Source organism: Lederbergia ruris (assembly GCF_018332955.1).
Taxonomy (GTDB): domain Bacteria; phylum Bacillota; class Bacilli; order Bacillales; family Bacillaceae_C; genus Lederbergia; species Lederbergia ruris.
On sequence record NZ_BORB01000005.1, the window covers coordinates 63013 to 77086 of the forward strand.

Consider the following 14074-nt stretch of genomic DNA (forward strand, 5'->3'; position numbering starts at 1 on the left):
ATTTGCGAACAGGATGTTGTCCTTATGAAAGTAAAAGTAAAATTTATTTATAAAACCTCCCCACAGATTGCTATTCCAATGGAGTCGGATTGGTTCAATCTGAATTTAATTGAACGATTCTTAATGGATTTACAAAATACGGGAAGAGCTCATGATATTATTATTATGGACGAAATGGAAAGAGAATGGAATCAAAAACAATTTACAAAGTTACAAAAAAAGATGGAAGAAGAGCCGACTGAGCCTGTCGTCTACTTTGATGGTGGCTATAACAGGGATTTAAGGAAAGCAGGAATTGGGATTGTGATCTATTATAAAAGAGGAAACCGTTCTTATCGGGATCGCATGAATAGTCTTTTGGAAGAATTGGAAAGTAATAATGAAGCTGAATACGCCGCCTTATACAATTCACTTCTTATATTAGAGGAAATCGGTTTTAAGAATGTACCCGTCCTTTTTAAAGGGGATGCACAAGGTGTGATGAAACAACTTAAGGGGGAGTGGCCATGTTATGAAGAAGTGCTTAATAGATGGCTGGAGCGAATAGAGCAGAAAATCAAATCTTTGGGGTTAAAAGCGAAGTTTGAGATCATCCCTCGAAAAGAAAATAAAGAGGCTGATATCCTTGCAACGCAAGCGTTAGAGCATAAAAATATACGAAGTCATACAGAAATAGATGCTGGAAAATTAAAGGATTGATTGAATGCAGCGCATAGAGCTATTAAATGAAATGGATCAAGTGTTGGATACTTATTGTAAAGACTGTTTTCTTAAGAGCCATTTTAGACAAACGTATGGGAAAAATTATGCCCATCGATTTTGCATACAAAATTGTACAGTCGGCCAAGAACTACAAAAATTAGGCCATACCCTAATGAAAAAATATTAAAAGGCTGGAGAAAGACTCCAGCCTTACATTTATATATTATGATAATTTAACTACATTAGCTGCTTGAGGTCCACGGTTTCCTTCCACGATTTCAAAAGAAACTTCTTCGCCTTCCTCTAGTGATTTAAAACCTTCGCCTTGAATTGCAGTGAAATGTACGAAAATATCTTCTCCGCCTTCTACTTCAATGAAACCGTAGCCTTTTTCGTTGTTAAACCATTTTACTTTACCGTTTTGCATGTACCTTTTTCCTCCTAGACTTAAGCACTTATGTGCCTTGAAAAAATATTATCATCAAAGAAATATAAGAAAACCATATTAAATTAGATGATAGTTTTACTATACACTTAATTATGGGGAGAGTCAAGGAACAAAAGAAGATAGCGGGAAAGAATAATCAAATACGATCCTAACTTGTTAATGCGAACACATTATAGTACACTTTTATTGAATGAATGGAGACAGGAGGAATTTTTATTGCCAACTCCCAGTATGGAAGACTATATAGAACAAATCTTTTTATTAATTGAAAATAAAGGTTATGCCAGAGTATCCGATATAGCAGAGGCGTTGGAAGTTCATCCTTCCTCTGTAACAAAGATGGTACAAAAACTTGATCGAGGAAATTATTTAGTATATGAGAAATACCGCGGGTTAATTTTGACCTCTAAAGGAAAGAAGATTGGTAAGCGCTTGGTCGAACGTCATGATTTGCTTGAAGATTTTTTGCGCATTATTGGTGTAAAAGAAGAAAACATTTATCATGATGTTGAAGGGATTGAACACCATTTAAGTTGGAATTCCATTGATCGAATTGGCGATTTAGTTCATTTTTTTGAAAAGAATCCAGATCAAGCCGAGGCATTGAAAGTTCTCCAAAAAGAGAATGAGCAAGACATTGACAAAGAACCCATCTAACCGGTTCTTTTTTCGTCGTTTAGGAAAAAAATTAGATTCTAACTTTCGATTGGATGATAAAGATGAATATTTTTTCGGCTGAAAATATTACAAAGACTTATGGGGAGAAACAATTATTTGAAAATATTACTTTTCATATTGAAGAAAAAGAAAAGATTGGGATTATCGGTATCAATGGAACAGGAAAATCAAGTTTATTGAAGTTAATCGCAGGGCTGGATGATCCTGATGCCGGTTTTTTTGACCACCCTAAAAAGTATTCCATTGCATATTTGCCGCAGACCCCGGAATTGGATGCCAATTTAACCGTATTGGATCAAGTATTTCAAAGCAATGCTCCTGAAATTCAATTAATGAATGCCTATGAATATACATTGATTCAATTAGAGGAAGATCCACATAATCGCCCATTACAAAATAAATTATTGGAACTACAAAAAAGAATGGATGCGGAAGATGGATGGATCGCTAGCACAAATGCAAAAACCATTCTAATGCGACTAGGTATTCATGATCTCACACAATCGATTGGTTCATTATCAGGTGGGCAAAAGAAACGTGTTGCACTGGCACAGGTATTAATAGAGACCCCTGATTTATTATTATTAGATGAACCTACCAATCACCTTGATTATGAAACGATTATTTGGCTAGAATCTTATTTAAATAATTCGCCTCATGCTGTGATGACTGTAACCCATGACCGCTATTTTTTGGATCAAGTCGCAACACGTATACTAGAGATTGATCAAGGTCGTTTATTCTCTTATACAGGTAACTATGCTTCATTTCTTGAAGCTAAAGCGTTAAGAGAAGAACAGGAGGCAAAAGAAGCCGGAAAGAAGAAAAATATATATAGACAAGAGCTTGCCTGGATGAGGCGAGGCGCAAAAGCGAGATCAACAAAACAAAAAGCTAGAATTCAACGTTTTGAAAAACTTGAACAAGAAATGGGAAGTAAGGGTAAAAATGAAGAGCTCAATCTTACCCTAGAAGGAAATAGATTGGGGAAGCAGGTTTTTGAATTAAGAAACGCAAGTCAAGCATTCTCAAATAAAACAATCTTAGATGATTTCCACTTATTGGTGAATCGGGGCGATCGTATTGGGATTGTTGGAAAGAATGGGAGCGGAAAATCGACACTATTAAATATTTTAGCTGGTCAAGTTTCTCTCGATCATGGGGAATTAATTGTCGGACAAACAGTAAAATTCGCTTATTATACACAGGAAACTGAACCAACCCCAAAAGATCAACGAATGATTGCTTATATTCGAGAAGAAGGAGAAACAGTCGAGACAAGCAATGGGGAAGTGATTTCTGCTACCCAAATGCTGGAGAGATTTCTATTCCCGGCACATACTCATGGAACATGGATTAGCCGTCTATCTGGAGGCGAAAGAAGACGATTATTTTTATTAAAACTGCTTATGGGGAAACCGAATGTGCTTCTGTTAGATGAGCCTACCAATGATCTAGATACAGAAACATTGACGGTTCTTGAAAACTACATTGAAGATTTTCCTGGGGTGGTAATATCCGTTTCTCATGATCGCTATTTTCTTGATAAAACGGCGGACCAATTGCTCATTTTTCAAGGAAATGGAAAAATTGATACTTTTATAGGAGCATATACTGAATACTTACAAGAGTCCGAATACCGTGATCGAGAAGAGAAGAAACAGCAGGCGAACGAGAAGCAATCCGTAAAGCAAGCAAAAAAAGATACTAAAGAAGAAAACAAAAAGAAAATGACTTATAAAGAGAAAATCGAATGGGAAACCATTGAAGATAAAATAATGGAATTAGAGCTAAAAATAGAACAAATGCAATCTGAATTAAATGAAGTCGGAAGTAATTATGAAAAAGCAGAACAGTTATCAATGGAAATTGATCAAGCAAATAATCAACTAGAGGAACTCATTGCACGCTGGACTTATTTATCAGAGCTTAGTGAATAATGGAAGCATGGCAAAACGGTTGGAATATTAGAGAGTGTGTAGCCGATATGATACAATGTTTTCAAATCCATATTATAATTACGCATCATGTTGAGAGGGGGAAGTGGTCTTGAATATTAAATCGATCGAACCAACGCCTAGTCCAAATACGATGAAAATTAATTTAGATGAGGAATTACCTGCTGGTAAGAGTAATAATTATAAGAAAGAGCATGCGCATGAAGCCCCACCTCTAATAAGAAAAATATTAGAAATTGAAGGTGTAAAAGGTCTTTACCATGTAGCTGATTTTCTTGCAGTAGAACGGAATGGGAAGTTTAGTTGGGAGGAAGTACTGCCTCAAGTTAGAAAGGTTTTTGGAGAAGAGAATGTAGAGACAACAACACAGCTAGGTGAGGCGGACGAACATTTTGGTGAAGTAAACGTCCAACTTCAAACATTCAAAGAAATTCCTCTACAAATAAAATTAGTAACGGCGGATGAAGAAAAGCGTTTTGGCTTGCCAGACCGATTTTTAAAGGCAATGCAAGAAGCCCAAAAAGAAGACGATAACTATATTATGTTAAGAAGATGGAAAGATATGGGCGTACGTTATGGAGATCTCGAGCAATTAGGAGAACAAATAGCGGAGGAGATTAATGCAGCGTATCCAGATGAACGATTACAATCACTCGTTGAGCGTGCCCATCGCCCGATCACAGAATTGCCGAAGCGAACATTAATAAAGCTAACACCCCAAATGTTAGATAATCCAGACTGGCGTAAACGATTCCAGCTTTTAGAACAAATGGAAGATCCAACACTAGAAGACCTTCCAGTGCTGGAAAAAGCTTTGGATGATGAAAAATCCTCCATCCGTCGCCTCGCAGTTGTTTATTTAGGGATGATAGAAGATAAGCGAGTTTTGCCGCTTCTCTATAAAGGTTTACAGGATAAAACTGTACCGGTTAGACGAGCTGCTGGTGATTGTTTATCAGATCTTGGTTTTCCAGAAGCAATGCATGAAGCAAGTAAAGCACTAGCTGATAAAAGTCGAATCGTTCGCTGGAGAGCAGCAATGTTTCTCTATGAAGTCGGAGATAAAAGTGTCCTTCCCGCTTTAAAAGAAGCTGAGGACGATCCCGAATTCGAAGTTCAATTACAAATAAAAATGGCGATAGAGCGAATTGAAGGAGGACAGGCGGCGAAGGGATCCATTTGGAAACAAATGACAGAAGCGAGAAATAAGTGAGCTTGTCTCCGGACCAAATGGATACCGATTGTTGCTGTCACTTAGCCATAAGTAAAAGATAGGAGTGAATGAAAATGTCTATGGCATATGAAGAATATATGAAGCAAATTGTTCAACCCATGAGAGAAGAATTAACAAATGCTCAGTTTAAAGAATTATTAACAGAAGAAGATGTTGTCCATTTTATGGAAGAAGTGAAGGGAACCACTTTAGTCGTGATCAATTCTGTTTGTGGTTGTGCGGCGGGGCTTGCACGACCAGCGGCCATTCATGCCGTCTCTACCAGTAAACAAAAGCCTGATCACCTTGTAACAGTTTTTGCTGGACAAGATCGTGAGGCAACGATGAAAATGCGAGAATATATCAAGGATTATGAACCATCTTCACCATCGATGGCTCTTTTTAGAGGAAAAGAAGTGATTCATTTTATTCCGCGAGAAGACATTGAAGATCATGATGCCGAAACCATAGCTCAAAATCTGATGGAAGCTTTTGCTAATTTATAATAATATCAATAGCTAGACGGTACTAACCTAGAATAAGATGCATCCCCTAAAGACTTTCCCTTTTGTACTTCACATATAGCTCCATTTTTAGCGAAGTCAGCAGGAAACTTTGTGTTGGATGCTTCTTTTTTATAATTAATAAGCAAATAATATTGACTATTGATACTATTTATTTTACTGTAAGGATATACATTCTTTGTATAACCGTTGAACAAACTTGATTTAAGATTCGTTGGGTTAGCACTTGTTTAAATTTGGAAGATGAAAAGAATAAAAGTTTAGTATTAACCAGTTTACATTATGAATGAATATGGCATCGCTTACAGTAAAACGAGTATGGAGGAAACAGGATGAGAAATGTAAAAGTCGGCATTATCGGATGTGGAAATATAAGCAGTATTTACTGCCAAGCTGGTAAAAAGTTTGAATGGATAGAGATTCTCGCTTGCGCAGATCTCGATTATTCTCGTGCTCAAGCACGGGCTGATGAATTTAATATTCCAAAAGCTTATACAGTCGAGCAACTATTAGCGGATCCAGAAATTGAAATTGTGATTAATTTGACGATTCCTCAAGCGCACGCAGAAATTTGCATTCAGGCACTTGAAGCAGGAAAACATGTTTATGTGGAAAAACCGCTTGCTATTACACTTGAAGACGGCAAAAGGATCCTGGAAATTGCTGAAGCAAAAAACTTAATGGTAGGTGGTGCACCGGATACCTTCCTTGGTGGTGGCATTCAAACATGTCGTAAGCTGATTGATGAAGGAGTGATCGGGGATGTAGTAGCGGCTACAGGCTTTATGATGTCACCGGGACATGAATCGTGGCATCCAGATCCTGCGTTCTACTATCAGTATGGTGGCGGTCCAATGTTTGATATGGGACCATATTATATTACGGCTTTGATTAACTTAATAGGACCGATTCGTAGAGTGACGGGTTCTACAAGTATTACTTACAAAGAGAGAACGATCACAAGCAAGCCAAAATATGGCGAAAAAATAACAGTTGAAGTTCCAACCCATGTAACAGGTTTGCTTGATTTTGAAAACGGAGCCATTGCTACGATTATTACCAGTTTCGATGTTAATGGTTCGACACTTCCAAATATCGAAATATATGGATCAAAGGGAACCATTATTGTCCCAGATCCTAATACCTTTGGTGGTCCCGTTCGGCTAAAAAGACAAGGTCATTCAGAATGGGAAGAAATTCCGTTATCACATGGGTTTACAGATAATAGTCGGGGCATAGGTGTAGCCGATATGGCAAAAGCACTCAGGAATGGAGAAAAACACCGGGCAAGTGGTTTATTAACACTTCATGTATTGGAAGTGATGCATGGGATCCACGAGGCTTCTAATAAGGGTGTCCATTATAATCTTACGACAACTTGTAAACAGCCAAAGGCTTTACCAGTTGATTTTTAAAATTAATGAGGGAGATGTATATACATGAGTAAGAAGGCATTAATTGTATGGGGTGGCTGGGTCGGTCATGAACCCGAACAAATAGCAGATCTTTTTAAAAAAATTTTAGAGAAAGAAAATTTTGAGGTGGAAGTGTCTAATACATTAGATGCTTACGCAGATGGGGAAAAGTTGAAAACACTCGATCTCATCGTTCCTCACTGGACGATGGGTAAAATTGAAAACAAATATGTACGCAATGTCTCAGAGGCCGTTATAAGTGGCGTGGGATTGGCAGGCTGCCACGGGGGCATGTGTGATTCATTCCGAAATGATGTAGACTGGCAATTTATGACAGGGGGGAATTGGGTGGCACACCCCGGAAATGACGGGGTAGAGTACATGGTGAATATTAAGCATTCTTCCAGCCCATTGTTAGAGGGGATGAGTGATTTCAAAGTGGTGAGTGAACAATATTACTTACATGTTGATCCTGCCGTTGAAGTATTGGCTACAACACGATTTCCTGTTGTTGAAGGTCCACACTCAGCGAATAAGTCGGTAGATATGCCGGTCGTATGGACAAAGCGGTGGGGTGAAGGGCGCGTGTTTTACAATTCGCTTGGACATCACGCTGACATTATTGCCAAACATGAAGTGACAGAAATAATGCGAAGAGGATTTTTATGGGCGGCTGAAGGAAAGAGATTAGTAGATGAATCTTTAAGAAAAGTAGCATTTTATTCCGGAATGGGAGATAGTCAATAGAATATATTGAACAAATCGGTTCATAAAATTACTAGAGAAGGGAATGGTAAAGGATGGCAGAAAAGAAACAATTAAGAATTGGGATGGTTGGTTATAAGTTTATGGGAAGGGCCCACTCCCATGCCTACCGTGATGCAGCTTTTTATTTTGATCCTAAGGTAGAACCTGTCTTACAAGCGATATGTGGACGAAATGAAGAAAAAGTGAAGGAAGCTGCCGATCAATTTGGCTGGAATTCTTATGAAACAGACTGGCGTGACTTAATTAAACGTGAAGATATTGATTTAATCGATATCGTGACGCCAAATTATAATCATGCTGAAATCGCCATCGCTGCTGCAGAAGCAGGGAAACATGTCTTCTGTGAAAAGCCATTAGCTCTTAACTTGGAACAAGCCCAACGTATGCTGGAAGCGGTTGAGAAAAATAAAGTGCTTCATATGATTAATCATAATTATCGCTTTGCACCCGCAATCCAATTTGCGAAGAAGTTAATCGAAGACGGGCGACTAGGAAAAATTTATCATATTCGTGCAACCTATTTACAAGATTGGATCATGGATCCCCAATTTCCACTAGTTTGGCGTTTAAATAAAGATGTTTCTGGATCAGGTTCGCATGGTGATCTTGCCGCTCATAGTATTGACCTAGCTAGATTTCTAGTAGGGGAATTTAAAGAAGTGACCGGCATTTTAGAAACATTTATTAAACAACGTCCACTTGTAGAAGATAGCGACGGTTTAAGTGGTAAAGCATCACGTGACAAAGTTGGAGATGTCAACGTTGATGATGCTAGTGTATTTATAGCGCGTTTTGCTAATGGGGCTATCGGTACCTTTGAAGCTACTCGGTTTGCGGGTGGAAACAGAAATGGAAATCGATTTGAGATTAATGGTGAAAAGGGATCGATTCGGTGGGATATGGAACAGATGAACAATTTAGAAGTTTACTTCCATGATGACGAGCCAGGGATTCAAGGATATCGAACGATTACTTGTACGGAAGAAATACATCCATTTGCAGCAGCTTATTGGCCAGCTGGTCATATTATCGGCTATGAACACACATTTATAAACCTTGTAGTGGAATTACTAAATGGAATAGAACAGGGCTATAGTCCGTCACCAAACTTCTATGATGGAGTAAAAAACCAAGCTGTTTTGGAAGCAGTTGAACAATCTTCTCAAACGAAACAATGGATAGATATTCCAGATGTTATTCAAAAACTTGAACCAGTATCAAAGGAGTAGTGAGAGGTGAAAAAAACAGCTCTGGGCGATTGCCCAAAGCTGTTTTAATCCGCTATTGCTAAATAAACGAAGTAAGCAATCATAATAAAAGCCCCAATTGTAATAATTGAACTAGTCACAATCATAGCCTCCCTACATGATTTGAGATACATATATTATAACTGAATTTATTTTTTTTACCATTTTTAATAATTTTGTCATCTTTTTATAGCTATACTAATGGAAAATAGTATAGAATAGACATATATATAGAAGAAGGGAATCGTTATTTATGAGAGCATGGATAAGGAAATCACTGATTATATTAGTTTCAGTTCTTACTTTCGGTGTCGTCACCCCTTCCCACGCATTTTGGTCTCAAAACCAAGAATTACCAAAAAGTTCTAACTCAAATACAACTTCCCAAAGTCGTTCATCTGAAAATGAAGTACAAATGCCCGTTACTTTTTCAGAAAAAGATCCCGAGGATGAAATTGTAGATGCTTTGATTGGAAAGGCCGAGCAGCAAGCAATGTTAAAATTCGGTCCGAAAATTTCCCATGTTATTGAATCTGAATTTAACGAAGTGATCATGCCGCGTATCATTGAGGCTATTGAAATGACCGCAGCTCAATATCCGGGGGATGAACTTAAGAATCTAGCAATCACTGAAAAACCGGGGGGCGGAGTAAGCGAAAAAATCTTTAATGTTTATCATGCTGAGACAGGTAAGGATCTTATTTTATTTCATGTTCGAAGAGAAAAGCCACCTTTAGCAGGCTACCAATTTAATTTTCATTACCACACTTATCATGATCAATTTCAGACACACTATGCAATGGGCACGATTTACTGGAGCAAAGACACTCCCCCAAATTGGCAAACCGTATAAAAAAGCAAGTTCGCTAACTTTATAGTCGAACTTGCTTTCTTGTGGTCGAGGAAATTATAAAATTCTCGACTTGTGGATAACTGTTTACGTTGCGGTTTGACATCCAGCTCCAGCGCCCAGCGACTAGCAAACTTTCGGTGCCTGCTTGCGTAAGTCAACATCGATTCACCCTTCGGTGTCTAGCTACAGGCGGTAGGGGCTCGAGGTCAAATAACCCTGAACCTAGGAAGGGAAAAACCGCCTTTCCTAGGTTCAGGAACATTTGCTTGTCGCCCCTAAGCAACCGCCTTCCGCATTTCGTGGTTCATCGTGTTTCCTTTATCTCGTCAGGCCCCTAAAAAGTTTGTACGTCGCTAAACGGGCGCTTGCGCTTTTGTTCCATTTTCCATTAGTGCACTTAAATGATCATGATATAATAATATATAGATAGTTTTAATCGGAAGTAGGAATTAAAAATGCGAAAATGGCTCATTATTCCAATCATTCTTTTGGCTGTTTTTTTTGCATCGGATAAAACCCGTGCTGATTATAAGGGGATATTATTGGGCGAAAGCGATTTATACCGAACATTACAGCTTCACTCTGGCGATTTACTTAAGGAAATCGTTGTGCTGCCAGAAACTCCTTACAACTACAATGATGCCAAAGAAATCATCTTTAGGTTGGATCAGTTACCACAATCTATTTTGCAAAAAACAGCTCAGCACCATATAAAAATAATCTTGTTTACTGGGAAACTAACAGATAATGATAGTGTCTCCTACCTTCAAGGACAAGTACCCAGAGGCTATACAGAGCCGGTTGTTTGGGATAATATCCCAGGGATAGGAGGTTCTGAATTTGTTTATGTGAAGATTGGTCATAGTGAAAGAGGAAAAGGACATGGATCTGTTAATTTAGAGTATCATGAGTTTGCCCATTCCTTAATGAATTTAGTGTATAATGATACAATAGTTTCTAGTGAAATAAATAATCTGTGGTCTCTTGAAGCTGAATCAATTTTTCCGGGAAATGAGTACTTTTTAAAGTATAAAGAGGAATATTTCGCGGAATGCTTTGCCTATTATTTTTTTTCTCCTGAAACAAGGAGTATTTTACAACAAAAGGCCCCTAAGACATATGAATTTTTTAATAAGTTATAAGTAGTGAGGATGTGGACGTATTGGAACAATATTTGAATTTGTGCAAGAAAGTATTAGATGAAGGTCAAACGAAGGAAGATCGAACAGGAACTGGTACAATTAGTATTTTTGGACATCAAATGCGATTTGATTTGCAAAAAGGTTTTCCATTATTAACGACAAAAAAGGTTCATACAAAATCAATTATTCATGAACTTTTATGGTTTTTAGCTGGTGATACAAATGTACGATATTTACAGGAAAATGGCGTTAGAATTTGGAACGAATGGGCTGATGAGAATGGAGAATTGGGCCCGGTTTATGGAAAACAGTGGCGTTCTTGGGAAGTGGCTGATGGTAGAACCATTGACCAAATTAAAGATGTTCTTCAGCAGATTAAAACAAATCCTGATTCTCGAAGAATGATCGTGAATGCTTGGAATGTAGGTGACATTAATCAAATGGCTTTGCCACCATGTCATTGCTTATTTCAGTTTTATGTGGCAGATGGGAAGCTTTCATGCCAACTTTACCAGAGATCTGCGGATATATTTCTTGGGGTCCCTTTTAATATTGCATCCTATGCATTGCTTACAATGATGATGGCTCAGGTTACAGATCTGCAACCAGGAGAATTTATTCACACTCTCGGTGATGCCCATATCTATTCGAATCATCTCGACCAAATTAAATTGCAGTTACAGCGAGATCCTCGGCCACTGCCACAGATGAAGTTAAATCCTGAAGTAACAGATTTGTTCCAATTTAAATATGAAGATTTTTCCCTTGAAGGATACGATCCTCACCCAGCCATTAAGGGAGTGGTAAGTGTATGATCTCCTTTTTATGGGCGGAAGACGAAAATAGACTAATTGGTAAGGATAATCAGTTGCCATGGCGACTTCCAGCTGATTTAAAATATTTTAAAGAGACGACAATGGGTCATCCCATTGTGATGGGGAGGAAAACCTATGAATCGATTGGGAAGCCACTACCTGGAAGGACAAACATTGTTTTGACAAGAAATCCTTCTTTTAAAGTGGATGGATGTGAGGTTTTACATTCCAAGGCAGATTTTTTATCATGGGCTAAAAAAACAGATGAAGAAATATTTGTGATTGGCGGGGCAGAAATATATCGTTTATTTATTGATGAAGTAGATCAATTATATGTAACGAAAATATTTGAACAGTTTGAAGGAGACGAATATTTTCCTAAAATAAACTGGGAAAACTGGCAATTAGTCTCAAAGAAACCCGGAATAAAGGATGAAAAAAATCCTTATGATTATGAGTTTAGAAAGTATGTACGCAAATAGATGAAAACTAGAAAATCAAAGTGTGGGATAGTTGGTTAAAAAATTAAAAAACTGGCTTGAGTTTTTCTTCAAGCCAGTTTTGTGTTATTCAAGGTTTAAACATAAAACAAAACACAAAAGTACATAAAGGCACTTCCAGCAATGACAAACAAATGCCAAATTGCATGTGAATATGGTAAATTACGCCATATATAAAAGATTGCTCCAACTGAGTAAAAGATTCCACCTGTTAACAACAAATAAAAGCCAGTTGGACTTAGACTTGTATATAGTGGTTGTATAGCAATGATAATAAGCCATCCCATCAGTAAATAAAATATAGTAGATAAGACTCTGAATTTATTCACTAAAAAGCACTTAAATGTGATTCCAGCCACGGCGAGTCCCCAAACGATGCCAAACAATGTCCAACCTAGCGCTCCATTTAAACTAATAAGAGCAAGTGGTGTATAGGTTCCCGCTATTAAGATGTAAATGGCCGAGTGATCTAAGATCGCAAACACATTTTTTACTTTAGAGGGTTTAACACTATGGAGCATTGTGGAAAACAGGTAAAGTAAGATCATCGAAACGCCAAAAATGGTAAAACTCACCACGTGCATAGCATTTCCATTATTAACAGCGGAAACAATTAAAACAACAAGGGCCGGGATACTTAACAGAAAGCCAATTCCATGTGTGATAGCATTCGCAAGCTCTTCTTTCCAATTAAAAGTTGCACCATCTGTGTAATAAGAGGTTTTCATCATCATTCCTCCATTCTTCTTCATCATAGTGGTTTCTAAGGATAATAGCAATTATTATTTTCGATTAGAGAATTTTTATTCTATCGTTTACGGCTATAAACCTGTATAATTAACATAACAATCATGGGGATGTGAAGCATTGAAAAAAATAAAAATTGTAACAGATTCAACATTGGACTTAACTGTCGAAGAGATTGAATATTTAAATATACATGTCATTCCATTATCAATCTTTATTAATGGAGAGACATATACGGATAGAGTAGATATTACTCCGGAAGCGTTTATGAGTAAAATGAAAATGTCTCCAGAATTACCGAAAAGTTCACAGCCAGCTATTGGTGAATTTATCAAACTATATGATGAGCTTGGAAAAGATGGCAGTGAGATTATTTCCATCCATATGACTGGTAATATGAGTGGGACAGTAGAAACGGCTAAATGTGCTGCTCAGATGTCTAGTTCTAAAGTAAAAGTAATTGACTCTAAATTCATTTCCAAAGCTTTAGCTTTTCAAGTTAGAGAGGCTGCCGCGCTCTCTAAATTAGGACATAGTTTGGAAGAGATTCTTGCAAAATTAAAAAAAGTCCGCGAAAACACGAAATTATATGTGGCTGTAGATACTTTAGAAAACCTAGTAAAAGGTGGAAGAATTGGAATGGGAAAGGCAATGATCGGTTCTTTATTAAATATTAAACCTATCGCTTATTTAGATAATGGTGAATATTCCCCTATTGCCAAGGTTAGGAGCAAGACTCAAGTATTGAATTTTTTAATGAAACGGTTTGTGGAAGATATAAAAGGGAAAAGAATTAACAGTATTGGAATTACCCACGCAGAAGGCTCAGAGCTTGCTGTGAAATTGAAAGAGAAAATCGAAGAGATCACAGGTTTTGCCAAAGTAGAAATCGATTATACGACACCGGTTATTAGTACACATACAGGTCCTGGAGCGATAGGATTTATGTATTATTTTGATTAACGTTAATAAATCGGAACGATCTAATTTTAGATCGTTTTTTTATAGGTAAAAATGCTCTAAAAGCCTTCCGTTTTTTCCCTCAATATAGGTTATGATTGTTT

The 14074-nt window shown here is 37.5% G+C and carries 16 protein-coding genes; 14 read left to right on the forward strand and 2 right to left on the reverse strand.

Annotated features, from left to right (window positions below):
- The first annotated feature begins 24 nt into the window (after window positions 1–24).
- Together KI363_RS04310 and KI363_RS04315 are read left to right on the forward strand one after the other, a co-directional pair.
- Window positions 25–699, forward strand: a complete 675-nt coding sequence (locus KI363_RS04310; protein ID WP_212965604.1) for a reverse transcriptase-like protein — start codon at window positions 25–27, stop codon at window positions 697–699.
- A gap of 4 nt (window positions 700–703) precedes the next feature.
- Window positions 704–889 (forward strand): zinc-finger domain-containing protein, encoded by a 186-nt coding sequence (locus KI363_RS04315; protein WP_158322361.1) that lies wholly within the window; start codon window positions 704–706, stop codon window positions 887–889.
- A gap of 36 nt (window positions 890–925) precedes the next feature.
- Here KI363_RS04315 and cspD read toward each other — a convergent pair whose 3' ends face one another.
- Window positions 926–1129: a cold-shock protein CspD gene (cspD, locus tag KI363_RS04320; protein ID WP_057988184.1), complete on the reverse strand. Its 204-nt coding sequence runs from the start codon at window positions 1127–1129 to the stop codon at window positions 926–928.
- A 237-nt stretch (window positions 1130–1366) separates the two neighbouring features.
- Here cspD and mntR point away from each other — a divergent pair, with 237 nt between their 5' ends.
- From mntR to KI363_RS04375, 11 genes are all read left to right on the forward strand, one after another.
- Entirely contained in the window at window positions 1367–1807 is a 441-nt protein-coding gene (gene mntR, locus KI363_RS04325; RefSeq protein WP_158322362.1) for a transcriptional regulator MntR, read from the forward strand.
- A 62-nt stretch (window positions 1808–1869) separates the two neighbouring features.
- Window positions 1870–3768 (forward strand): ABC-F family ATP-binding cassette domain-containing protein, encoded by a 1899-nt coding sequence (locus KI363_RS04330; RefSeq protein ID WP_158322363.1) that lies wholly within the window; start codon window positions 1870–1872, stop codon window positions 3766–3768.
- A gap of 109 nt (window positions 3769–3877) precedes the next feature.
- Entirely contained in the window at window positions 3878–4999 is a 1122-nt protein-coding gene (locus KI363_RS04335; RefSeq protein ID WP_158322364.1) for a conserved virulence factor C family protein, read from the forward strand.
- Between the two features lie 74 nt (window positions 5000–5073).
- A complete protein-coding gene (locus KI363_RS04340; RefSeq protein WP_212965605.1) occupies window positions 5074–5505 on the forward strand; it encodes a BrxA/BrxB family bacilliredoxin in 432 nt (143 codons plus the stop codon).
- Between the two features lie 350 nt (window positions 5506–5855).
- On the forward strand, window positions 5856–6938 hold the full coding sequence (locus KI363_RS04345) for a Gfo/Idh/MocA family protein (protein ID WP_212965606.1): 1083 nt from the start codon (window positions 5856–5858) through the stop codon (window positions 6936–6938).
- A gap of 24 nt (window positions 6939–6962) precedes the next feature.
- Window positions 6963–7685 carry a ThuA domain-containing protein gene (locus KI363_RS04350; protein WP_212965607.1) on the forward strand — a complete coding sequence of 241 codons (723 nt, stop codon included), beginning with the start codon at window positions 6963–6965 and terminating at the stop codon, window positions 7683–7685.
- Window positions 7686–7738: 53 nt separating this feature from the next.
- On the forward strand, window positions 7739–8935 hold the full coding sequence (locus KI363_RS04355) for a Gfo/Idh/MocA family protein (RefSeq protein WP_212965608.1): 1197 nt from the start codon (window positions 7739–7741) through the stop codon (window positions 8933–8935).
- A 271-nt stretch (window positions 8936–9206) separates the two neighbouring features.
- The gene (locus tag KI363_RS04360; protein ID WP_246516750.1) at window positions 9207–9806 is read left to right on the forward strand and encodes a YpjP family protein; all 600 of its coding nucleotides are present in this window, start codon (window positions 9207–9209) and stop codon (window positions 9804–9806) included.
- A gap of 455 nt (window positions 9807–10261) precedes the next feature.
- Window positions 10262–10948 (forward strand): anthrax toxin lethal factor-related metalloendopeptidase, encoded by a 687-nt coding sequence (locus KI363_RS04365; RefSeq protein ID WP_158322369.1) that lies wholly within the window; start codon window positions 10262–10264, stop codon window positions 10946–10948.
- A 20-nt stretch (window positions 10949–10968) separates the two neighbouring features.
- Entirely contained in the window at window positions 10969–11763 is a 795-nt protein-coding gene (locus KI363_RS04370; protein ID WP_212965609.1) for a thymidylate synthase, read from the forward strand.
- A complete protein-coding gene (locus tag KI363_RS04375; protein ID WP_158322371.1) occupies window positions 11760–12245 on the forward strand; it encodes a dihydrofolate reductase in 486 nt (161 codons plus the stop codon). The genes KI363_RS04370 and KI363_RS04375 overlap by 4 nt, the downstream gene beginning before the upstream one ends.
- Window positions 12246–12340: 95 nt before the next feature.
- Here KI363_RS04375 and trhA read toward each other — a convergent pair whose 3' ends face one another.
- Window positions 12341–12991, reverse strand: coding sequence for a PAQR family membrane homeostasis protein TrhA (trhA, locus tag KI363_RS04380; RefSeq protein ID WP_158324413.1), 651 nt, complete (start codon window positions 12989–12991; stop codon window positions 12341–12343).
- Between the two features lie 139 nt (window positions 12992–13130).
- On the opposite strand from trhA, the gene fakB reads away from it, so the two are divergent.
- Complete coding sequence (fakB, locus tag KI363_RS04385) at window positions 13131–13973, forward strand: DegV family protein (RefSeq protein WP_158324412.1); 843 nt, start codon at window positions 13131–13133, stop codon at window positions 13971–13973.
- Window positions 13974–14074: the final 101 nt, after the last annotated feature.